Genomic DNA, 21923 nt, shown 5'->3' with positions numbered 1-21923 from the left:
GTGGTGAATTCAGGCCTTGCGCGCTTCTTCTTCCAGTTGATCCGACTCGAACAACCGCGCCAGTTCCGCTCGGGCTTCCTGGGCGGTTTGCAGGACTTTGGCCGCGTCGTCGTAGACCGCGTGCTGGGCTTCCAGCACCTGTTCGTCATGGTGTTTGAAACGCTTGATCCGCGCATCGGCCTGGGCCTGGGTCAGACCGAGGCCGACCAGGGTGCGGCGGCTCATTTCCAGGCTGGAGTAATAGGTCTCGCGAATCGCTTCGGCGCCGACATCGACCAAGCGGTGCACGTGCTGACGGTTACGTGCGCGAGCGATGATCTTCATGTGCGGATACAGCTTGCGCACGATCTCGGCGGTCTTGATGTTGGTCTCCGGATCATCCGTGGCAATCACGAAATACTCCGCCTCGCCAACCTTCGCCGCATTGAGGATTTCCGGGCGCATCGGGTCGCCGTAGAACACCGGCACACCGCCAAAACTGCGCGACAGTTCGATGGTTTCCACCGACGTGTCCAGCGCCACGAACTTGATGTTCTGCGCCCGTAGAATCCGCGCCACGATCTGGCCCATCCGGCCCATGCCGGCAATCACCACGCGCGGTGCCTCGGTGTCGATTTCGCGGAATTTCTCCGGCACCTCCACTGGCTGCACTTTCGGGCTGACCAATCGTGCACAGATCAACAGCAGCAACGGCGTCAAGGCCATCGACAGAGTGATGGTCAGTACCAACAGGTCATACAGGCGCGGTTCGAACAGGCCCTGATCGCGCCCGATCTTGAACACCACAAAGGCAAATTCACCGCCGGCGGCGAGCACGATACCCAAGCGAATCGCACTGACTTTGGTCAGCCCACCGGCCAGACGCCCGACCACAAACAGCAGCGGCAACTTCAAGCCGATCAGCAGCAGCGTCAGGCCCAGCACGGTGATCGGCGCACTCAGCAGCAGACTCAGGTTGGCGCCCATGCCGACGCTGATGAAAAACAGCCCGAGCAGCAGGCCTTTGAACGGCTCGATCTGCGCTTCCAGTTCATGGCGATACTCCGAGTCCGCCAGCAGCAGGCCGGCGAGGAAAGCCCCGAGCGCCATCGACACGCCGACCAGATCCATCAGCCACGCCGTACCGATCACCACCAGCAATGCGGTGGCGGTGGAGACCTCCGGCAGACCGGTTTTCGCCACTACGCGAAATACCGGGCGTAGCAGATAACGTCCACCGACTACCACCACGGCGATCCCGCCGAGCACTTGCAAACCGTGGTTCAGGCTTTCCGCGTTGCTGCTGGCGTGGGCGCTGCCGGCGAGCATCGGCACCAGCGCGATCAACGGGATCGCGGCGATGTCCTGAAACAGCAGAATCGCAAACGCCAGTCGCCCGTGGGGGCTGGTCAGCTCCTTGCGCTCGGCCAGGCTTTGCAGGCCGAATGCGGTGGACGACAGCGCCAGGCCAAGACCGAGCACAATCGCACTGTTCAGCGGCTGACCGAACACGTACAACGCCAGCACGCCGATCACCGCCGCCGTCAGCAGTACCTGTGCCAGACCTACGCCAAACACCGACTTGCGCATCACCCACAAGCGACGGGGTGACAGCTCAAGGCCGATGATGAACAACAGCAATACCACGCCCAGTTCGGAAATATGCGCAACGCTTTGCGGATTGCCAATCAGGCCGAGCACCGACGGGCCGATGATCACCCCCGCCAACAGATAACCGAGCACCGCGCCCAGTTGCAGACGCTTGGCCAGTGGCACGGTGAGCACGGCTGCGAAGAGAAACACGACAGCGGCTTGTAACAGGTTGCCTTCATGGGGCATGGGTTGACTCCTGACAGCGGTACGGCGGGGGGTGACAAGGATAAGGGCTGCGCCGCTCGTCAATCCACCACAAAACCCTGTGGGAGCGGGCTTGCTCGCGAAAGCGCTGGTTCAGTCGATGTTGATGGCGACTGTGACACCGCATTCGCGAGCAAGCCCGCTCCCACAAGGGCGATATCATCAAATCTGTAATAAATTGCATCATTTGGTTACATTGATAGCCTTCACGAATCAATCTTTTCGAGTCCGCCATGGCCATCAACTTCGACCTCAACGACCTGCAAGCCTTTCGCGCCGTGGTCGAGCAGGGCAGTTTCCGCAAGGCCGCCGACACCGTGCGCCTGTCGCAACCGGCCCTGAGCCGACGCATCGAGAAGCTTGAAGACGCCCTCGGCGTAAAGCTGTTCGAGCGCACCACGCGCAAGGTCAGCCTGACCCAGGCCGGGCGTGGCTTCATGCCCAGCGTCGAGCGTTTGCTCGATGATCTGGACGTGGCGCTGCTGGGCATCAGTGAAGTCGCATCGACCCGACTCGGTCATGTCACCGTGGCTTGCGTACCCTCGGCGGCGTACTACTTCATGCCGCGGGTGGTCGCTCGCTATCACCAGCAGTTTCCGCGGATCAAGGTCAAAGTCCTCGACTCCAGCGCCCACGACGTGTTGAGCGCAGTGGTCAACGGCGAGGCGGATTTCGGGTTAAGTTTTCTGGGCACGCAGGATGCCAAAGTCGATTTCGAACCGCTTGTGCAGGAGTGCTATGTCGTCGCTTGCCGGCGCGATCACCCGTTGGCCGGACGCAGCAGCGTGACCTGGGACGAGTTCTATCAGCAGGATTACATCTCGCTGGACAAGACGTCCGGCAACCGTTTCCTGCTCGATCAGGCCTTGAGCAGCGTGGTGCCGCAGCGCCCGAGCATCTGCGAGACGCGGCATGTGACGACCATGATTGGTCTGGTGGAGGCGGGGCTGGGGGTGGCGGCGGTGCCGCTGATGGCGATGCCCGGGCCGGATCATCCGATCCTGACGCGGGTGCCGCTGACCGATCCGCAAGTGATGCGCAGTGTCGGCATCCTCAAGCGCCGGGGTCGGACGTTGACCCCGGCGGCATTGGAACTGGAGCGGCTGGTAGTGGAAATGAAAGTCCAGCCGCCAACGCTTAGCGCTTGACCGAATCCAGCCCGGTGGCTTGCACGTCAGCCTGGGCGGCAGGCGCGGCAAGATAGTCGAGCAGGGCCTTGGCCTCTTTTGGATGCTGTGCGCCGACCGGGATGCCGGCGGCGAAGCGCGTCACCGACTGCACCGACTCCGGAATCTTGCCGACAAACGTCACCCCCGGCACCGGCAGCAATTCGCTGACCTGCTGGAAGCCCAGTTGGTAATCGCCGGTGGCAACCACCGAGCCGACCGGGACTTTCGGGACCATTTTCGCTTTCGGTTTCAGTTGATCCTCGACACCGAGTTTGTTGAACAACTCCTTCTCGATGTACACGCCGCTGGCGCTGTCGGAGTAGGCCACCGATTTTGCGTCGAGCAGGGTTTTCTTCAGGCTTTCGACGCTGCTGATGTCCGGCTTCGGCGCGCCTTCACGCACCACCAGACCGATCCGCGAATCCGCCAGTTCGACCCGCGAGGCCGGGTCGACCTTGCCCTGTTTGATCAGGTCATCGAGGGCGTAGCCGACCATGATCACCACGTCGGCGTGCTCACCGCGAGCGAGGCGATTAGGGATGGCTTCCGGCGCCTTGCCCATCGACGGGCCGAGTTGGGTGTCGAGGGTGTTGCCGGTGGCGGCCGCGAATTTCGGGCCGAGGATTTTGTAGGCGGCGGTGAAGCCGCCCGACGTCATCACATTCAGCTGTTCAGCATGGGCCAGGGCGCTGAAAGCGAAGAGGGCGATGGCGCTGAGATTGATCAGTTTTTTCAAGGTGATTGCTCCTTATGCGGCAACCGGTTGCAAACGGCCGCCTGCGCGGCGATAGAGGTACAACGTGGCGCACAACGCGCACAGTGCGCCGACGCTCATCCAGTAACCCGGCGCCGCTTTGTCGCCGGTGTACTGGATCAGGAAGGTCGACATCGCCGGGGTGAAACCGCCAAAAATCGCGGTCGCCAGGCTGTAGGCGAGGGAGAAACCGGCCACCCTCACTTCCACCGGCATGATCTCGGTCAGCGCCGGAATCATCGCGCCGTTGTACATGCCGTAGATGAACGACAGCCACAGCAGCGACAGCAACATGTGACTGAAGCTCGGCGCCTGCACCAGGTACGACAGGGCCGGATAGGTGGTGGCCAGTGCCAGCAGCGCCATGGCGATCAGCACCGGGCGCCGGCCGACACGGTCGGACAACATGCCGCCAATCGGCAGCCAGAAGAAGTTCGACACGCCCACCAGCAAGGTCACCAGCAACGCATCGGAAGTGCTCAGGTGCAGCACGGTCTTGCCGAAGGTCGGCGCGTACACGGTGATCAGGTAGAACGCAGTGGTGGTCAGCGCGACCATCAACATGCCGCCCAGCACCACGCCCCAGTTCTGACCAAGCGTGCGAAACACTTCCTTCATGCTCGGGCGGTGTTTGCGTGCGGCAAACTCTTCGGTTTCTGCCAGGTTACGGCGCAGGAAAAAGATGAAGGGCACGATCATGCAACCGACGAAAAACGGAATGCGCCAGCCCCAATCGGCAATCACGTCTGGCGCCATCCACGCGTTCAACGCATAGCCCAAGGCTGCCGCGACGATGATCGCCACTTGCTGACTGGCCGACTGCCAGGCAGTGAAAAAGCCCTTGCGGCCAGGGGTGGCGATTTCCGACAAGTACACCGAAACACCGCCCAGTTCCGCACCGGCGGAGAAGCCTTGCAATAGCCGTCCGACCAGCACCAGCGCTGGCGCAAACAGACCAATGGTCTCGTATCCGGGCACCAGCACAATCAGGATCGTGCCGCTGGCCATGATCGACAGGGTGACGATCAACCCTTTGCGCCGACCGACGTCATCGATGTACGCACCCAGCACGATGGCGCCCAGCGGACGCATCAGAAAGCCTGCGCCGAATACGGCAAAGGTCATCATCAGGGAAGCGAACTCACTGCTCGCCGGGAAGAACACCGCCGCGATCTGCGTGGCGTAGAAGCCGAACAGAAAGAAGTCGAACTGTTCGAGGAAGTTGCCCGAGGTGACCCGGAAAATGGCGCCGGCCCGCGAGCCGCCGTGTGGGATTGAGGCTGTCATAGAAAAATCTCCACCGCTTTTATGACGTGCGCGGCGTGGAAGCGGCGCACGGTTGTTATTGCGGCGGATGGTCGCGCAGCTGTAACAGGATGTTAATTGCATTGTTGGCATGGATTGATGCGCAAAGCGGATCAATCCTGAAAACACCGTCTAACCTGTGGGAGCGGGCTTGCTCGCGAAAGCGGTGGTTCAGGCGGAAAAGTGTTGAATGTGCCGGCCTCTTCGCGAGCAAGCTCGCTCCCACAGTTTTGCGGGGCGATCACACATCCTGTTTCATCAGCGGACCCTGTGGGAGCTGAATTGCCAGCGATGACGATCTGCCTGCCAACGACAATTCCCCAGCCAGCTCAGGCAAAAAAACAAGGAATGATTCCAGTCCTCCGCAGTCGGAGTTCAGGTATCACACATCTGAAGGAGGTTCACCGATGAACAGCAAAACCCTAATCGCCAGCCTGGCCCTGGTCGCCGGCATTGCCGGGATCAGCCCACTTGTTCAAGCGGCGCAAACCTCAAGCGAACCCACGGTCCAGTCGCCGACCAGCGACCGCGAATTGAAGGTCAACGACCGGGCTCCAGACATTTATCAGCGCAGCGACAAAGCGTTGAAAAACTGGAAACAGAAAGGCTTGAAAGCGCCGGTCGATCAGGCGCAGTGGGTGCAGATCAATGACAAGTACGTGATGGTCATGATCACCAACGGCACCATTGTCGAGATGCAACCTGTCGAACGTTAATCCCCGGACTCAAACGCCCTGCGCATGCACTCGTGCAGGGCTTCCCACCTCGAAATCCTGCTGTGTCTGACCTCCTGCATCGCCAGGTCCACAATCCGCGGAGTAATAGCGTTGCTCTGCGCAATCGGCTTGCCAATCACTGGCAATTCTGGGAAAACGGCCGCCAGTTAAGCGATTGAGTGAATGTCATGAATGATGAACTGCAGGTAATCGATCTCCAGGTGGGCGAGGGCAAGGTTGCCGTCAAAGGCGCGCTGATCACCACCCATTACACTGGCTGGCTGGAAGACGGCAGCGAGTTCGATTCTTCCCACAGCCGTGGCAAACCTTTCCAGTGCGTGATTGGCACGGGCCGGGTGATCAAGGGCTGGGATCAGGGGCTGATGGGCATGCAAGTGGGCGGCAAGCGCAAACTGCTGGTGCCGGCGCATTTGGGCTATGGCGAGCGGACGATGGGCAAGATTCCGCCGCATTCGAATCTGGTGTTCGAGATTGAATTGCTGGAGGTTTTGACGCGGGAGGATTGAAGGTGGCGATTGTCGAAGCTGTTCGGATGAGGGCCGGGGACCCTCATCCCAATGTCATTAGCTTGAGCGTTCGTTCGGCGGGTCAGGTGAATGTGTCGATATCGTCAAGCGTGTCCTCAATGATGCCCTTCAGAGCAGGGAACTTCCTCTGAACGGTTTCGAGCGCGGGCAGGACGGTTTCAGTATTCATTTCGCCATGACGGCGAGCGATATGGCCAAGAGCGGTGACCGCAGACGCCACAATCGCTTCAGTTTTGTTGGTGAGATATTTCAGGCAGGTGTCTTGAGCCCAGGCTCTGTCGGTATCATTCAGACCGATAGACAACAGAGCGGAAACGACATTTTCATCTAGGTCGCTGGCGAGACGTCTTATGGCTTCATCATGGCTGAGCGATGGGTCTTGATAAATGAGGCTCATTTTTTTGCTCCGAGGATATTGCCTTTGTTATCTACTTTTTTGGCTTTGATCAGTGCATTTTTCATATCTTGATGAAGTTTATCCCATGCCCGTACGTGGCCGTGGTAGACATCTCCGCCCGTGCGGTCAAATACAACTAGCTCATTTGTGTCCGGATCGACACCAATGCGGCGTGGCGATGTGGGTTTTACCTGAACAGAGTTTTCCAGCGTTTCCTGGCCATTAGTGGGCCCCTTACTTTTGACGGGTGTATCTTTTTTTCCGTGGTAACTGGCCGCGTCGAATTCAAGCGCCAGGACAATATAGAGCGGTTTGATGCCTGAATTGGCTGGGAACACCAGAATGAAGTCCTGATATTCCGGTGGATAAACCGGATTAACGATGATTTTGTCCGCCTGTTCTGTCGGCGGATAAATCCATATCTGTGGCGCTTGCGGCGCGCTTTCCAGTGGCGGGATCCCCGTGGTACTGGAAGGGTCAACAACGGGAGTCCAGATCAGTGCTGCCCCATTACCGAAGTCCGCAACTTGTTGGGTTCCTTGCTCGACGAACTTTACGACAGGAATCATCTCCCAATCACTGCGCGTTTGGGTATTGTATCCGTACCCTTTCAGAGTGCCGTCTGGCTGTTGTGCTACGTGTAGTCGTACACGAGTTCGGCCTTTGTCGAGTGATTTGAGTTGTTCTTCTGTGTACAGAGAACTGTCGCCCAAACTCGATGGCCAAAGCAGTGCGACTATTCCGAGTAGTACTCCAGCGCCAACACCTCCCGTCGCCACGGCTGCACCGCTCACTGCGCTACCACTTGTGCTTGCTACGGCAGTCAGACCAAGAGCAAGAGTTCCTGCTGAGTTGGGCAAGTGGCTGCCGTAGATTTTTTTCAGCGGTATGTTTCCGACGGCATCTCGTTCGCGGCCGCCTAGCAGGGAAAACTCTCCAAAGTCGGCCAGCCTCTCTACCGGTATAAACCCGGCGGTGCTTGTGTGATTAATGACACCATCCGGAAGTTTGCAGCTTTTGGTAAACACACAACCTTTAACATCGCGCTGATACTTTAGCGGTTGTTCGATCAATCGATTCTCATACGCCTGCTGCCTAGCCAGCATATCGTCATAAGCAGTCTGTCTTGCCTCCCTCTCCGCCAGTTCGCTGGTTGTCATGTAGCGGCTGGTAATGTGGTGACCGTCACCGGCCGGTGGGTTTTGAACCCGGGGTATATCCTTTTTACTGGCCATCAGCGTCCTTGTTACATCGATTCTGAAAACGATGCGGACGCTATATCAAGGGGCTTTTGATAGCTGTAGGACGGGTCTGAAACTTTAGCGATTGTTACAAGTGTAAAAAAATCAGGCTAGGGACATCGCTAGGTTGGCTAATTCACCCAGAGTGGAATTATCGATCTTGCCGTTAAGTAAATTGTTGAGGCGTGGCTGAGTAATTCCCAAGCGCTTGGCGGCATCCTTCTGGGGAAGCTCCCAGGCACGGATTGTCTCGCAAAGCCTGCGCATTAGTTTGGCCCGCAGGCGCATGTTGGCCGCGTCCCGCGGCGTGTCTTCCAGTGCGTCCCAGACGCTTGTAAAGCGCCCGGATTCGGGTGGGTGATGTTTCATGATTAGTTTCTCTTCCTTGGCTTTGTTATTAGAAATTCGTTAGCAGAAAGGGCGCCTTCGCGAACAGGCTCACTCCGACAGATGATTGCAGGCTTTTGGAATTCGAGTACACCGCCGATCCAATGCAGGAGCGCGCCTGCTCGCGAAGAACGATGACACGGTTAATCAGGCAACCATCGCAATCTCGCCCAACGTTTCTGCCACCGTCCGTTCCAGTGCAGGAAAACGGCGTTTCACCCGCTGCAGCGCGGGCAGCACAGCCTCCATTTCAAGCCCATCAAGTTTCCCTAGAGCGTTCACGGCCGAGGCCACAATTGTTTCCCGCTCGCTTTCAAACAACACCAGGCATGCGTTCTGCGCCCAGCGGCGATCCCGTTCGTTGAGGCCCATGGCGACTAATGCGGCGACGACGTGGGCATCTGGTTTATTGGCCATGTGAAATTCTCCGTTGCGCCGTTTTCCTTGTGGCGAGGGAGCTTGCTCCCGCTGGGTTGCGAAGCGACCCCAAGCCCCATCGATCCGGTTTGGATCCGGATTTTCGACTGCTATGCAGTCGAGCGGGAGCAAGCTTCCTCGTCACAGGGACGCTTTTTCAATTGCTGATAGGGGACTCGAGGTTGTCGAGGGCGCGGTTGACGGCGAGTTCGCCGAGCATGACTACTTGCTGGATGCCGAGCAGGGTGTTGCGGTAGGGCGTGTCGAGCAGGCTGGCGAAGTCGCTGAGCATGATGCTGGCCGAGGCCATGGATTCGCAGGCGTGGGCCAGCAGTTCTTCGTTGTCCATGTTCGGGGCGACGACAAACATGTGGCTGGGTTTGCGCTCGGGCGGGGCTTGCGGTTTCAGGTAGTGATCGAGGGCGCGTTCGGCGGCTTCGTGGAGTTTTCTGGAATTGGGGTCGGAGTAGGGGGACGTTGATTCCGGGTCAGGTATTGCGTCCGCTTCAGGCGGATTTGGTGTGACTTTGAACATTTGCGAGACCTTTATATAGAGGCTGCCCACCATCGCGACTAAACGAAGAGAGAGGCAGCTATGCGCAGGTTAGTCGACCGGTGGTCTCACAATTTCCGGCGCGCCCGAAGGCGCCCTGCGCACAGCCACCATTGAGTTCAGGCGTACGAGCGGCCTGAATGTATGGATGCTTTACGAAATGTGAGACAACCGAGCGACTAAACCCGATCACTGACCATTCAGTGACGCGAACCAAGTTACCGATGCCCCCCAAACCGCACAAGCCGGCGGATTCTGGCGCAGTTGTAGGCAAAGGCGCAAGGCGATGTAGCCTCTTGGATGATGCTGAAATGATGCTGCGTTTTTCAGGCTGCGATCGCCAGCAGGCTGGCTCCTACAGGGGAATCTGCGTACGGCGCGGAACCCGAGCACCCCCCGGAAAAATGTAGGAGTGAGCCTGCTCGCGAAGGGGCCGGTACATCCAGCATCTTTGTTTCCAGACACACCGCTATCGCGAGCAGGCTCACTCCTACAACGGGATTGAGGCCGCTTTCAGCATCCCGTTCATCCCCTGAATGCTCACCGAACTTGCGATTGCCCAAGCCATAGGCGACCATGCGCGCCATATAGGGGTAGGGGGTATAGGTATGTCGCACATTCACGAACACAAAGACGAGCTGCTCAACCGCGTCCGACGCATTGCCGGCCAGGTACAGGCCGTCGAGAAAGCGCTCGAGGGCGATGCCGATTGCGCCAAGACCTTGCATCTGGTGGCGGCGATTCGCGGGGCGGTCAACGGGTTGATGGAGCAGTTCATCGAGGCCCATACCCGTGAGCACGTGGCGCATCCGGATCTGACTGACGAACAGCGCGCTCAGGGCGCCGAAGATCTGCTGCAAGCCATCCGCCGTTATTCCAAATAGAGCATCCGTATCATGAGCCTGACCCCAAGCGCTGAGCGTTTCAGCCACGATCACCAATTCCTCGGCGCGTCTCACGACGAAAACGCCCGCCGCACCTTGTGGGTGGTGGCGCTAACCTTTGTGATGATGATCGGCGAGATCGCCGCCGGTTATCTCACCGGCTCCATGGCCCTGCTGGCCGACGGTTTCCACATGGCGACCCATGCCGGGGCGTTGGGCATTGCTGCTGCGGCCTATGGTTTCGCCCGGCGCAACGCCAACAACCGTCGCTACAGTTTCGGCACCGGCAAGGTCGGCGATCTGGCCGGTTTTGCTTCAGCCATGGTGCTGGGGCTGGTGTCGCTGGGCATTGCCGGCGAGTCGATTTTTCGCTTGTTTGAACCAACTACCGTGGCGTTCGGCGAAGCGACCGTGATTGCGATCGTCGGGCTGGGCGTGAACATCCTCAGCGCCTTCCTGCTGATGGGCCATCACGGCCACGACCATGGCCATCAGCATGATCACGCGCACGGCCACGATCATTATCACCATCACGACAACAATCTTCGCTCGGCCTACGTCCACGTGCTGGCCGATGCCCTGACCTCGGTGCTGGCAATTGCCGCGTTGCTGGCCGGCCGCTATTTGGGTTGGGTGTGGCTGGACCCGGCGATGGGGATTGTCGGCTCGATTGTCATCGCGAAATGGGCTTACAACCTGATGCGCGACAGCGCTGCGGTGCTGCTCGACACCACCGACGAACCGGTGGCGGCGGAGATCCGCGAGCTGCTGGAAACCTCGGACGACGTGCGCATCAGCGACCTGCACGTCTGGCAGGTCGGCCCGCAGGCGCGGGCGGCGATTGTCAGTGTGGTCGCGGCGGCGGGCGTGACGGCGGAGGCGATCCGCGAGCGGCTGGCGCCGGTGCATGAGCTGTCGCACCTGACCATTGAGCTGCGCAGCGCTTAAGGCTGCATTGCGCTGAACAGTGGAATCCGCCCATTGAGCGATGGGCGGTAATGCCACGTCAGTTGTTGCAGATTCATACCCTGATCAAGGATTTCTCTGACAGTCGCAGCGGCAATGTTCAACGCCAGCGTCTGCCCCGGACACTGATGCCGGCCGCTGCCAAAGCTGAAACTGCCCCGGTCAGGACGATCCAGCAGAAACCGCTCGGGCTCTGCATTCAACAAAGGATCGCGGTTGGCCGAAGCCAGCAGCACCAGAATCACCTCACCGGCCTCAAGCCGCACGCCATCGATCTCGCAAGTCCGCGCGACAAAGCGCCGAGTGTTCTGCACTGGCGGATCAAAGCGCTGAACCTCGGCCAACAGTGCGTCCACTGAGGCATGGCGCAATTCGGGCTGACGTCGCAGCGCAATCAGTGCATTGCCGATCAGTCCCGCACTGGCCTCGAACGTCTGCGAACAGAGACCGATCAGGTTGGCGATCAGGGTTTCTTCGTCTCCTGCAAATCGCTGCTCGATAGCCTTGAGCAACTCGCTATCGGCTTCGGCCGCAACTCGATGAAATAGCCGTGCAATTGCTCCGCCGCCGCATGCGCCGCCGCCAGCTGCAGGTCATTGCTCAGCGGCGACAGGCAGGCGACGAAATCCGCGGTCAGTTCACTGATCGCCCGGCCTTGCGCCGGGGTGAAGCCGAGCAGCGCCGCGACCACGCACACCGGACCGCGAAACATCGCCTTATATAAGCCGTCGGCGTCCGCTGTAATCAAACGCGCGGCCACCAGTGCGCGTACTTGCTCGTCATCTATCAACTGCAGTGACGGCTCGATTGCCGCACGCGGACAGCGCTGACGTTCGCCATCGTTCATCCGCATCAACTGCCCGAACACCTTGCCGGCCAGCCCCGAGGCAATCGCGTTGGGCACCGGCTCCTGCAGCGGTCGCACCCGACAATCGGCATGCGTCAGCACCGCACACACTGCTCGGGCGCTGCTGGCGACCCACAGCTTCAAGCCATGATCAAAGGTCAGTCCGCCCTCGGCGCGTTGTTTGGCGTAGTAGGGGTAGGGATCGGCATGCGTCGCAGCGATGATCGGGTCCATGGTGCACAGCCTTGTGGTCGGGAAAGTGATGCGAGTATCTTCAGTTCGCAGCGGCGACGATTCGTCGGGGAGCGAAATATGCACGCAGAACATCAAGACATCGGCGTTTCGCAGGTGGCGGCCGCCATCGCCGAACCGGCACGCACGAAAATTCTCTGCTCGCTGATGGACGGCCACGCCCGCACCAGCACTGAATTAGCGGCCGTGGCGCAAGTCAGCGCCTCCACCGCCAGTGCACATCTGGCCAAGCTCAAGGATCTGGCACTGGTGCGCCTGCACGTGCAGGGCCGCCATCGTTATTACAGCCTCGCCGATCAGCGGGTGGCTCAGGCGCTGGAAGCGTTGATGGTGATCGGACAGAACGCCGCGCCGGGCTTCAAGCCGCACACCCCGGATCGCCTGCAATTCGCCCGCACCTGCTACGACCACATGGCTGGGACGCTCGCGGTGTTGCTCCACGACCGTTTGCTCGAGGCGGGGTGGCTGGTGGAAACCGACGAGCGGCTTTATCGCTTGAGCGGCACCGGCGACGCGTTGTTTGCGAGCTTGGGAATTGAGGTGCAGGAGTTGAGTACCTTGCGCCGCAAGTTTGCTTGCCCGTGCCTGGACTGGAGCATGCGCCGGCCGCATCTGGGCGGTTCGCTGGGCGCGGCGTTGTTGCAGATGGCGTTGAAACGCAAGTGGGTGACGCAGGATCTTGATAGTCGGGCGTTGGCGCTCACCGTGGCGGGGCGAAAGGAAATGGGTAAGCGGTTTGGTCTTGAGTTGCCTTTAGACGCGAAGATCAAAAGATCGCAGCCTGCGGCAGCTCCTACAGTAAGTCCGTACACCCGATAAATCTCGACCCTGCCCAATCCATGTAGGAGCTGCCGCAGGCTGCGATCCTTTGATCTTGAGCTTCTGCCCGACGAGGTGCGCTTCTACCACCTTGTAACCCCGTGCTCGGACCTATACTGTATATCCACACAGTAAAGAGCCCGCGCCATGCAAATCATCGACAAGCTCAGCATTCTCGCCGACGCCGCCAAGTACGACGCCTCCTGCGCCAGCAGCGGTGCGCCCAAGCGCAGCTCCGAAGGCAAGAGCGGGTTGGGCTCGACTGATGGCATGGGCATCTGCCACAGCTACACGCCGGACGGCCGTTGCGTGTCGCTGCTGAAAATCCTCCTGACCAATTTCTGTCTCTACGACTGCCAGTATTGCGTCAACCGCCGCTCCAGCGATGTGCCGCGCGCACGCTTCACCCCCGAGGAAGTGGTCACGCTGACCCTGGATTTCTATCGGCGCAACTGCGTCAGCGGGCTGTTTCTCAGTTCGGGGATCATCCGTTCGGCGGACTACACCATGGAACAACTGGTGCGCGTGGCGAAGCTGTTGCGCGAGCAGCACGAGTTTCGCGGCTACATTCACCTCAAGACCATTCCCGAGGCCGATCCGGCATTGATCGAGGAGGCGGGCCGTTACGCCGATCGCCTCAGCGTCAATATCGAACTGCCCACCGACGCCAGCCTGCAAACCCTGGCGCCGGAGAAGCAGATCGGTTCGATCAAGCAGGCAATGAACACCATTTACACCGGCGTACAAACGGTGCTCAACGAACCGCGTTCGGCAAAATTCGCTCCGGCCGGGCAGAGCACGCAGATGATCGTCGGCGCCGATGACACCGACGACAGCACGATCCTGCATGGCGCCCAGGCCTTGTACGGCAATTTCCGCCTGCGCCGGGTCTACTATTCGGCATTCAGCCCGATTCCCGACAGCCCGAAAAGCGTGCCACTGGCCGCGCCACCGCTGATGCGCGAACACCGTCTGTATCAAGCCGATTTCCTCTTGCGCAGCTACGGCTACAGCGCCGATGAGTTGCTCAAGGGCCCTGGTAATCTGGCGCTGGATATCGATCCGAAACTGGCTTGGGCGCTGCAGAATCGCGAGGTGTTTCCGCTGGACCTGAACCGCGCCGAACCGGCGCTGATCGCGCGCATCCCGGGCATCGGCCTGCGTACCACCGAACGTCTGGTGCAATTGCGCCAGCAACGGCGCATTCGCTACGAAGATGTGGCGCGCATGCGTTGTGTGTTGGCCAAGGCCAAGCCGTTCATCATCACCAGCGACTACCACCCGCAACAGGCCGAAGTCACCAGCCACATGCTCTATCAGCAACTGCGCGACCGGCCGCAGCCGCAGCAGATGGGGTTGTGGGGATGATCAATCTCGATTGCGACGACCTGTTCGACACCTGGCGCCAGCAGGCACGCTGGCTGCTCAGCCATGAAGTCGACCCGAGTCTGGTGAGCTGGGCGTCGGAAGGGGTGAGCGATCTGTTTGCCAGTGACGTTTCGGTGCCCGAGGGACAGGGGCCGTTTCAGGCACGCATCCCCCGTGCACTGCTCGATACCCTGGAGCAAGCCGCGCGCTACCGGGGCGACCAGCGCTGGAGTCTGTTGTATGAAGTGCTGTGGCGAGTCAGCCATGGCGATCGCACGGCGATGATGGCCGGCGACCAACTCGGCAGCGAGTTGCAGCGGCGGATCAAGCAGGTGCAGCGCGAAGCCCACCATTTGCATGCGTTCGTGCGTTTCATCGAACGCCCGCAGGATCAGCCAGGCCCGCAATACGTCGCGTGGCACGAACCGGCCCACGACATCCTGCACAGCGCCAGCGAACATTTCGTCAGGCGCATGGGTCGCCACCGCTGGTTGATCGCCACGCCGCGTGACGGAGTTTATTACGATGGCGAACAGTTGATTCATCAGCGCCAGTGCCCGGTGGAATGGCAGCAGCTGGCGCAGAACGTCGATGACCCGCACGGCGAGTTATGGCTGACGTACTACAGCCACATCTTCAACCCGGCGCGATTGAACGAGAAGGTCATGCAAGGGCATTTGCCGGTGCGGTTCTGGAAGAATCTGCCGGAAGGGGAATTGATCCCCGGGTTGATCACCCAGGCGCGGATGGGCAAACAGCAAAATGGTCAGGCCAGCGGAATAGCCGCGCGAGCCGGCAAGCGAATTGCCTTGAAACAGAATGAGCCTGAGCAGGTCGATCAGCGGGTTGCCGACGCCATCAGCAGACCAAAACCGGCAAAGGTCACCCCCGAGACTTTTGCCGCCAGCCAGGATCCTTTCGGGCTCGACAGCCAGCCTTTGGCCGTATTGGCGAGCAGGGCGTAGCTGCCGTGCACCAGAATTACCAGCACCGCGTAAGAGGCCACCAGTTTGAAGAACTGCGGGTAAAAAACCTGTTCAGTGTCGATGAACTGCGGGAATACGGCCAGAAAGAAGAAGATCGCTTTCGGATTGAGAAACTGCAGGGACGCGGCTTCGAGAAAACGGTAGCCCGGACGAGAAGGGCGAACCTGCTGCAGGCTACGGAAACGATCTGAACGCCAGCTCTTGAAGCCCAAGTACAACAGGTATGCAGCTCCGGCGTATTTCAGCACGGTAAACGCCTCGGCCGAGGCGCTGAGGATCAAGCCGACGCTGGTGGCGCTGAGGGCAGCCACCACGAAAGCGCCCGAGGCGATGCCCAGAATGCCGGGTACTGCGCCGGTCCAGCCCAGGCGCACGGCGTTTGACAGGGTCAGCACCACGCCCGGGCCGGGGCTCAAAATGGTCAGGGCGGCGAACAATACAAAGAGTCCGTAGCTGTGCATGATGTTGCTCCGTCGAATCGCGTATCTGCGTGCGGGCAGATTGGCGTGGCGACAACGCGCTGACAAACGCTTTAAATGCAGTGCATATGTGACTAAATTAGACCCATGAAAAATTCACTTCCCCCGCTCAATGCGGTTCGCGCCTTCGCTGTGGCTGCTCGTCATCAGAGTTTCAGCCTGGCGGCCGACGAGCTGCATGTCAGCCATAGTGCGGTCAGCCGCCACGTCAAATTGCTTGAAGAACATCTGGGCGTTTTGTTGTTTGAACGGCGCATCAGGCAGTCGCTGCTGACGCCGGCGGGTGAGCTTTTTTATCAACAAGTCAGCGCCGGTCTGGCGCAGATTGCCGACGCCGCTGCCGACTTGAGGCGACAGGCAGCGCGGCCGACGATCACGATCAATGTCCGGCCGTCCTTCGCCCTGTTATGGCTGACGCCTCGTTTGGCGGACTTTTCGGTGCAGCATCCGCACATCGACACCCAGGTCGTCACGCAGACCCAGTCGCCGGATCCGGCCCGCGACGATTTCGACATTGTCATCCGCCGGGGCCGCGACGATTGGGCGCCGACGCTGGAGGCGCACGCGTTGTTCGAGGATGAATTGGTCATGGTCGCGGCGCCGGCATTGATTGAGCGACTGCCGCTGACAAATCTCGCCGGCCTCAGTGCGCATACCTTGCTGACCGTCAGGGCGCGGCGTGAAGACTGGCACCACTGGGCCATGCATTTTGGCCAGAGCCAGAGCCAGAGCAGTAGCCAGGTGATCCGCCAGTTTGATTACATGCACCGGGTGCTGGAAGCGGCCGTGGCGGGCGAGGGCGTCGCGCTGTGTCCGACTACTTTGCTCGGCACACATTTGTCGAGTGGCCGCCTGATCTGTCCGTTGCCGGATCTGCGCATGCCGCTGCCACGCTATTACTACGGCGTTGCCCCGCAAGCGTCGGCGCATACCAAAGTGTTGATTGAGTGGCTACAGCAACAGCGCCCATGAAAAAGCCCCCATCGATCAGTCGATGGGGGCTTTTGTGCATCAGCAGCCGTCAGATCAAACCTTGACGATCCAGCCTGCTGGCGCTTCGATGTCGCCGGTCTGCACGCCAGTCAGCTCTTTGTAGAGCTTCTGGGTGACCGGGCCGACTTCGGTTTCGCTGTGGAACACGTGCAGGTGGTCGTTGTAACTGATCCCGCCGATCGGGGTGATCACCGCCGCGGTACCGCAGGCGCCGGCTTCCTTGAAGTCCGACAGTTTGTCGATCAGCACGTCGCCTTCAATCACTTCCAGACCCAGACGGGTTTTCGCCAGTTCGATCAGCGACAGACGGGTGATGCCTGGCAGCACGGATGGCGAGTTCGGGGTGATGAACTTGTTGTCGTGGGTGATCCCGAAGAAGTTGGCCGAACCGACTTCCTCGATCTTCTTGTGGGTCAGGGGATCCAGGTAGATGGCGTCAGCGAAGTGCGCTTTCTTGGCCTGGGAGCCCGGCATCAGGCTGGCGGCATAGTTGCCACCGACCTTGGCCGCACCAGTGCCTTGTGGGGCGGCGCGGTCGAAGCTGGAGATCTGGAAGTTGTGCGGCGTCAGGCCGCCCTTGAAGTAGGCGCCGACCGGGATCGCGAATACCGAGAAGATGAACTCCGGCGCGGTACGCACGCCGATGTTGTCACCCACGCCGATCACGAACGGACGCAGGTACAGCGCGCCGCCGGTGCCGTATGGCGGGATGAAGCGCTCGTTGGCGCGAACCACTTCCTTGCACGCTTCGATGAACTGCTCGGTCGACACGTGCGGCATCAGCAGGCGAGCGCAGCTGCGTTGCATGCGCGCGGCGTTCTGGTCAGGACGGAACAGGTTGATCGAGCCGTCCTTGCAACGATAAGCCTTCAGGCCTTCGAAGCACTGCTGGCCATAGTGAAGGGCAGTCGAGCCTTCGCTGATGTGCAGCACGTTGTCTTCGGTCAGGGTGCCTTTGTCCCACTCGCCATTGCGAAAGTACGACAGATAGCGTTTGTCGGTCTTGATGTAGTCAAAACCCAGCTTGTCCCAATTGATGCTTTCGTTACCCATGACACCCTCTATCACTGAACAACCGTCGAAACGGTTCAAGGCTTCTGACGTTTTTTTGGATGGGCACAACAATACTTCATTCTTGCGCGGTTTCGCAGCCCGGACTATCGGATGACAGGCAGATAAATCGAGTCGGCCTCAAGAATTCGCGAGCAAGCCCGCTCCCACATTTTGAAATGCATTCCCATTGTGGGAGCGGGCTTGCTCGCGAAGAGGCCATCACTGCCACCATCCATCACAGATGCAACGCATGCCCCAAAGCACGCAACGCCGCTTCCTGCACCGCTTCACCCAGGGTCGGATGCGCATGGATGGTGCCGCCGATGTCTTCCAGGCGCGCACCCATTTCCAGGCTTTGCGCGAACGCGGTCGACAACTCGGAAACGCTTGCCCCGACCGCTTGCCAGCCGACTATCAGATGATTGTCGCGACGCGCGACCACCCGCACGAAGCCGCTTTTCGATTCCAGGGTCATCGCCCGGCCATTGGCAGCGAACGGGAAGCTGGAAGCGATGCAGTCCAGCCCCGCAGCCTTGGCTTCGTCCGGGGTCTGGCCGACCACCACTAGTTCCGGGTCGGTAAAGCACACGGCGGCGATGGCGGTCGGGTTGAATTCGCGGGATTTGCCGCTGATCAGTTCGGCAACCATTTCGCCCTGAGCCATGGCGCGATGGGCCAGCATCGGCTCGCCGCTGAGGTCGCCGATGGCGTAGACGTTGCGCATGCTGGTCTGGCAGCGGCTGTCGATCTTGATCGCCGAGCCGTTCATGTCCAGGTTCAGCGCTTCAAGGTTCCAGCCCTGCGTATTCGGCTTGCGACCGACCGCCACCAGCACCTGATCGGTTTCCAGATTGAGGGTGTCGCCGTTCGGGTCACGCACCTGCAAGGTGCCGTCGAAACCCAGCACGCTGTGCTTGAGATAGAGCTTCACGCCCAGTTGCTTCAGTGCTTCGTGGACCGGTTGGGTCAGCTCGGCATCGTAGGCCGGCAGGATACGATCCTGCGCCTCGACCACGCTGACCTCGGCGCCGAGCTTGCGGTAGGCAATGCCCAGCTCCAGACCGATGTAACCGCCGCCGACCACCACCAGACGTTTGGGCACGGACTTCGGTGCCAGCGCTTCGGTGGAGGAGATGATCGGCCCGCCGATTGGCAGGATCGGCAGGTTGACGCTGGTCGAACCGGTGGCCAGCACCAGATGTTCGCACTGGATCCGCGTATCGCCGACTTCCACGGTTTTGCCGTCGATGACTTTGGCCCAGCCATTGATGACCTGGACCTTGTTCTTTTTCAGCAGTGCGGCGACGCCGGTGGTCAGGCGATCAACGATGCCGTCCTTCCACTCGACGCTCTTGCTGATGTCGAGGGTTGGCGCCGAAACGCTGATACCCAGCGCAGAATGCTGACTGTGATGTTGTGTCTGGTGAAACTGCTCGGCCACGTGAATCAACGCTTTGGACGGAATGCAGCCGATGTTCAGGCAAGTGCCACCCAGCGATTGGCCTTCGACCAGAATCGTCGAAATGCCCAGTTGCCCGGCGCGAATCGCCGTGACGTAACCGCCGGGGCCGCCGCCGATAATCAGCAGCGTGGTGTTCAAGGTTTGCATTGCATCACTCCACAAACAGGGTCGCGGGTTGTTCGATCAAGCCACGAATGGCCTGGATGAAGAGCGCCGCGTCCATGCCGTCGACCACGCGGTGATCGAAGGAGCTGGAGAGGTTCATCATCTTGCGGATCACCACTTGGCCTTTGACGACCATCGGGCGTTCGACGATTTTGTTCACGCCGACGATCGCCACTTCCGGCAGGTTCAGCACCGGCGTGCTGACGATGCCGCCCAACGCACCGAGGCTGGAGAGGGTGATGGTCGAGCCGGACAATTCGTCACGGCTGGCCTTGCCATTGCGTGCGGCATTGGCCAGACGCGAGATTTCCGCGGCGCTGTCCCACAGGCTGCGCGCTTCGGCGTGACGCACCACCGGCACCATCAGGCCCACATCGCTTTGCGTGGCGACACCGACATGCACTGCGCCGAGGCGGGTGATGACCTGGGCTTCGTCGTCGTAACGGGCGTTCATCTGCGGGAAGTCACGCAGGGCGACGACCAGTGCGCGGACCAGGAACGGCAGCAAGGTCAACTTGCCCCGGCTGGCACCGTGTTTTTCATTCAGATGCGCGCGCAGTTCTTCGATGGCGGTGACGTCGATTTCCTCGACGTAGCTGAAGTGCGCGGCACGCTGAGTGGCGTCCTGCATGCGCTGGGCGATCTTGCGGCGCATGCCGATAACCTGAATCTGTTCTTCATCGTGACGCTGGGCGTACGCGGCGGTTGCCGGTGCCGAAGCGTTTGATTGACCCTGGGCCAAATAAGCGTCGAGGTCTTCGTGCAGCACACGACCGGCCGGGCCGGTGCCGCGTACCAGACGCAGCTGAATGCCCAGATCCAGCGCATGTTTGCGCACGGCCGGCGAAGCCAGCGGACGTTCATCAGCCTCGCGGGCAACCATCGGGCCCTGGCAAACCGGTGCGGAACGCAGTGCAGCAGCGGCGGCAGGTTTGCTCTCGACTGCGGCTTCAACTTTCGGCGCAGCAGGTGCCTCTTTCGTAGCAGCCGGTGCTGGTGCGGCGGATTCCTTCAGGTTTCCGGCGCCTTCAACTTCAATGCTGATCAGCACACTGCCGACCGCCATCACTTCACCCGGCTGACCGCCGAGCGCAATCACCTTGCCGTGGACCGGCGATGGAATATCGACCATTGCCTTGTCGGTCATCACGTCCGCCAACACTTGATCTTCAACCACCAGGTCGCCGACCTTGACGTGCCACTGCGACAGTTCTACTTCTGCGATGCCTTCGCCGATGTCCGGCATCTTGATAACGTGCGTGCCCATTCAGACCTCCATGACCCGTTTCAACGCCGCGCCCACTCGGGACGGCCCTGGGAAATACGCCCACTCTTGCGCGTGCGGGTAGGGGGTGTCCCAACCGGTGACGCGTTCGATCGGCGCTTCCAGGTGATGGAAGCAATGCTCTTGCACCAGCGCCACCAGTTCGGCGCCGAAACCGCAGGTGCGGGTGGCTTCGTGCACCACCACGCAGCGGCCGGTTTTCTTCACCGACTTGACGATGGTTTCCAGGTCCAGCGGCCACAGGCTGCGCAGGTCGATGACTTCAGCGTCAACGCCGGATTCTTCGGCGGCCACTTGCGACACGTACACGGTGGTGCCGTAGGTCAGCACGGTCACGTCCTTGCCCGGACGGGTGATCGCGGCGACGTCCAGCGGCACGGTGTAGTAACCGTCCGGCACCTGGGCTTGCGGGTGTTTCGACCACGGGGTTACGGGGCGGTCGTGGTGGCCGTCGAACGGGCCGTTGTACAGGCGTTTCGGCTCAAGGAAGATCACCGGGTCATCGTTTTCGATCGAGGCGATCAGCAGGCCCTTGGCGTCGTACGGGTTGGACGGCATCACGGTGCGCAGGCCACAGACCTGAGTGAACATCGCCTCGATGCTCTGGCTGTGGGTCTGACCGCCGTAGATCCCGCCGCCACAGGGCATGCGCAGGGTCATCGGCGCGGTGAACTCGCCGGCCGAGCGATAACGCAGGCGCGCGGCTTCGGAAATGATCTGGTCGGAAGCCGGGTAGACGTAGTCGGCGAACTGAATCTCGGCCACCGGGCGCAGGCCGTAAGCGCCCATGCCCACCGCAACACCGACAATGCCGCTTTCAGAGATCGGCGCGTCGAATACCCGCGAGGTGCCGTACTTGGTCTGCAGGCCTTCGGTGCAACGGAACACGCCGCCGAAGTAGCCGACGTCCTGACCGAACACCACCACATTATCGTCACGCTCAAGCATCACATCCATGGCCGAGCGCAGGGCCTGGATCATGGTCATGGTGGTCGTGGTCATGGCGGTTTCCAACTGAATATTGTTGTTGTGATCGTTCAT

The 21923-nt window shown here is 60.4% G+C and carries 21 protein-coding genes and 2 pseudogenes; 9 read left to right on the top strand and 14 right to left on the bottom strand.

The genetic code is table 11. The features are described 5' to 3' along the window. Nucleotides 1–9: 9 nt before the first annotated feature. Entirely contained in the window at nt 10–1818 is a 1809-nt protein-coding gene (locus M0808_RS15050) for a monovalent cation:proton antiporter-2 (CPA2) family protein (RefSeq protein WP_134786040.1), read from the bottom strand. Between the two features lie 251 nt (nt 1819–2069). On the opposite strand from M0808_RS15050, the gene M0808_RS15045 reads away from it, so the two are divergent. After that, nucleotides 2070–2984 (top strand): LysR family transcriptional regulator, encoded by a 915-nt coding sequence (locus M0808_RS15045; protein WP_097088034.1) that lies wholly within the window; start codon nt 2070–2072, stop codon nt 2982–2984. Here M0808_RS15045 and M0808_RS15040 read toward each other — a convergent pair. After that, nucleotides 2974–3741 carry a substrate-binding domain-containing protein gene (locus M0808_RS15040; RefSeq protein ID WP_098968203.1) on the bottom strand — a complete coding sequence of 256 codons (768 nt, stop codon included), beginning with the start codon at nt 3739–3741 and terminating at the stop codon, nt 2974–2976. The two genes, M0808_RS15045 and M0808_RS15040, sit on opposite strands and share 11 nt — an antisense overlap. 12 nt (nt 3742–3753) lie before the next feature. Continuing rightward, nucleotides 3754–5046, bottom strand: coding sequence for an MFS transporter (locus tag M0808_RS15035; protein ID WP_247841708.1), 1293 nt, complete (start codon nt 5044–5046; stop codon nt 3754–3756). Between the two features lie 425 nt (nt 5047–5471). Between M0808_RS15035 and M0808_RS15030 the strand changes: the two genes are divergently transcribed. Both M0808_RS15030 and M0808_RS15025 read left to right on the top strand, forming a co-directional pair. Next, nucleotides 5472–5780 carry an RcnB family protein gene (locus M0808_RS15030; RefSeq protein WP_027613230.1) on the top strand — a complete coding sequence of 103 codons (309 nt, stop codon included), beginning with the start codon at nt 5472–5474 and terminating at the stop codon, nt 5778–5780. A 188-nt stretch (nt 5781–5968) separates the two neighbouring features. Next, complete coding sequence (locus M0808_RS15025) at nt 5969–6307, top strand: FKBP-type peptidyl-prolyl cis-trans isomerase (RefSeq protein WP_247841707.1); 339 nt, start codon at nt 5969–5971, stop codon at nt 6305–6307. 82 nt (nt 6308–6389) lie between these two features. Here M0808_RS15025 and M0808_RS15020 read toward each other — a convergent pair whose 3' ends face one another. The 5 genes from M0808_RS15020 to M0808_RS15000 form a co-directional block, all read right to left on the bottom strand. Beyond that, the gene (locus tag M0808_RS15020) at nt 6390–6725 is read right to left on the bottom strand and encodes a hypothetical protein (RefSeq protein WP_098968207.1); all 336 of its coding nucleotides are present in this window, start codon (nt 6723–6725) and stop codon (nt 6390–6392) included. Further along, complete coding sequence (locus tag M0808_RS15015; protein WP_098968208.1) at nt 6722–7960, bottom strand: S-type pyocin domain-containing protein; 1239 nt, start codon at nt 7958–7960, stop codon at nt 6722–6724. The genes M0808_RS15020 and M0808_RS15015 overlap by 4 nt, the downstream gene beginning before the upstream one ends. A gap of 111 nt (nt 7961–8071) precedes the next feature. Continuing rightward, nucleotides 8072–8335, bottom strand: coding sequence for an XRE family transcriptional regulator (locus M0808_RS15010; RefSeq protein ID WP_247841706.1), 264 nt, complete (start codon nt 8333–8335; stop codon nt 8072–8074). Between the two features lie 165 nt (nt 8336–8500). Beyond that, nucleotides 8501–8770, bottom strand: coding sequence for a hypothetical protein (locus M0808_RS15005; protein ID WP_247841705.1), 270 nt, complete (start codon nt 8768–8770; stop codon nt 8501–8503). A gap of 157 nt (nt 8771–8927) precedes the next feature. Continuing rightward, nucleotides 8928–9305 (bottom strand): DUF6124 family protein, encoded by a 378-nt coding sequence (locus tag M0808_RS15000; RefSeq protein WP_247841704.1) that lies wholly within the window; start codon nt 9303–9305, stop codon nt 8928–8930. Nucleotides 9306–9931: 626 nt separating this feature from the next. Between M0808_RS15000 and M0808_RS14995 the strand changes: the two genes are divergently transcribed. Continuing rightward, the gene (locus M0808_RS14995; RefSeq protein WP_003223990.1) at nt 9932–10207 is read left to right on the top strand and encodes a metal/formaldehyde-sensitive transcriptional repressor; all 276 of its coding nucleotides are present in this window, start codon (nt 9932–9934) and stop codon (nt 10205–10207) included. A gap of 12 nt (nt 10208–10219) precedes the next feature. Continuing rightward, nucleotides 10220–11155, top strand: a complete 936-nt coding sequence (gene dmeF / locus M0808_RS14990; RefSeq protein WP_247841703.1) for a CDF family Co(II)/Ni(II) efflux transporter DmeF — start codon at nt 10220–10222, stop codon at nt 11153–11155. On the opposite strand, the pseudogene M0808_RS14985 reads toward dmeF, so the two are convergent. Beyond that, nucleotides 11152–12254, bottom strand: a pseudogene (locus tag M0808_RS14985) (cytochrome P450). The gene dmeF and the pseudogene M0808_RS14985 sit on opposite strands and share 4 nt — an antisense overlap. Nucleotides 12255–12332: 78 nt before the next feature. On the opposite strand from M0808_RS14985, the gene M0808_RS14980 reads away from it, so the two are divergent. The 3 genes and pseudogenes from M0808_RS14980 to M0808_RS14970 form a co-directional block, all read left to right on the top strand. Further along, nucleotides 12333–13091 (top strand): helix-turn-helix transcriptional regulator, encoded by a 759-nt coding sequence (locus tag M0808_RS14980; protein ID WP_247841702.1) that lies wholly within the window; start codon nt 12333–12335, stop codon nt 13089–13091. A 147-nt stretch (nt 13092–13238) separates the two neighbouring features. Further along, nucleotides 13239–14459, top strand: a complete 1221-nt coding sequence (locus M0808_RS14975) for a putative DNA modification/repair radical SAM protein (RefSeq protein ID WP_247841701.1) — start codon at nt 13239–13241, stop codon at nt 14457–14459. After that, nucleotides 14456–15274: pseudogene (locus tag M0808_RS14970) on the top strand (TIGR03915 family putative DNA repair protein); the annotation flags it as partial. The gene M0808_RS14975 and the pseudogene M0808_RS14970, both read left to right, overlap by 4 nt. A 23-nt stretch (nt 15275–15297) precedes the next feature. On the opposite strand, the gene M0808_RS14965 reads toward M0808_RS14970, so the two are convergent. Further along, nucleotides 15298–15906: a LysE family translocator gene (locus M0808_RS14965; protein WP_247841700.1), complete on the bottom strand. Its 609-nt coding sequence runs from the start codon at nt 15904–15906 to the stop codon at nt 15298–15300. A 105-nt stretch (nt 15907–16011) separates the two neighbouring features. Between M0808_RS14965 and M0808_RS14960 the strand changes: the two genes are divergently transcribed. Then, complete coding sequence (locus M0808_RS14960; RefSeq protein ID WP_247841699.1) at nt 16012–16896, top strand: LysR substrate-binding domain-containing protein; 885 nt, start codon at nt 16012–16014, stop codon at nt 16894–16896. Nucleotides 16897–16950: 54 nt separating this feature from the next. Here the strand turns inward: M0808_RS14960 and M0808_RS14955 are convergent, their stop codons facing one another. The 4 genes from M0808_RS14955 to M0808_RS14940 form a co-directional block, all read right to left on the bottom strand. Beyond that, nucleotides 16951–17970, bottom strand: a complete 1020-nt coding sequence (locus M0808_RS14955; RefSeq protein ID WP_027613221.1) for a branched-chain amino acid aminotransferase — start codon at nt 17968–17970, stop codon at nt 16951–16953. Nucleotides 17971–18205: 235 nt separating this feature from the next. Continuing rightward, on the bottom strand, nt 18206–19579 hold the full coding sequence (gene lpdA / locus M0808_RS14950; RefSeq protein ID WP_247841698.1) for a dihydrolipoyl dehydrogenase: 1374 nt from the start codon (nt 19577–19579) through the stop codon (nt 18206–18208). Nucleotides 19580–19583: 4 nt separating this feature from the next. After that, nucleotides 19584–20864, bottom strand: coding sequence for a dihydrolipoamide acetyltransferase family protein (locus tag M0808_RS14945; RefSeq protein WP_247841697.1), 1281 nt, complete (start codon nt 20862–20864; stop codon nt 19584–19586). Further along, nucleotides 20865–21923 (bottom strand): alpha-ketoacid dehydrogenase subunit beta, encoded by a 1059-nt coding sequence (locus tag M0808_RS14940; protein ID WP_123462612.1) that lies wholly within the window; start codon nt 21921–21923, stop codon nt 20865–20867.

Source organism: Pseudomonas sp. MWU12-3103b, from assembly GCF_023100615.1.
GTDB lineage: Bacteria > Pseudomonadota > Gammaproteobacteria > Pseudomonadales > Pseudomonadaceae > Aquipseudomonas > Aquipseudomonas putida_A.
Note: the sequence above shows the minus strand (reverse complement) of the source record. Positions and strands in the feature narration are given on the sequence as shown.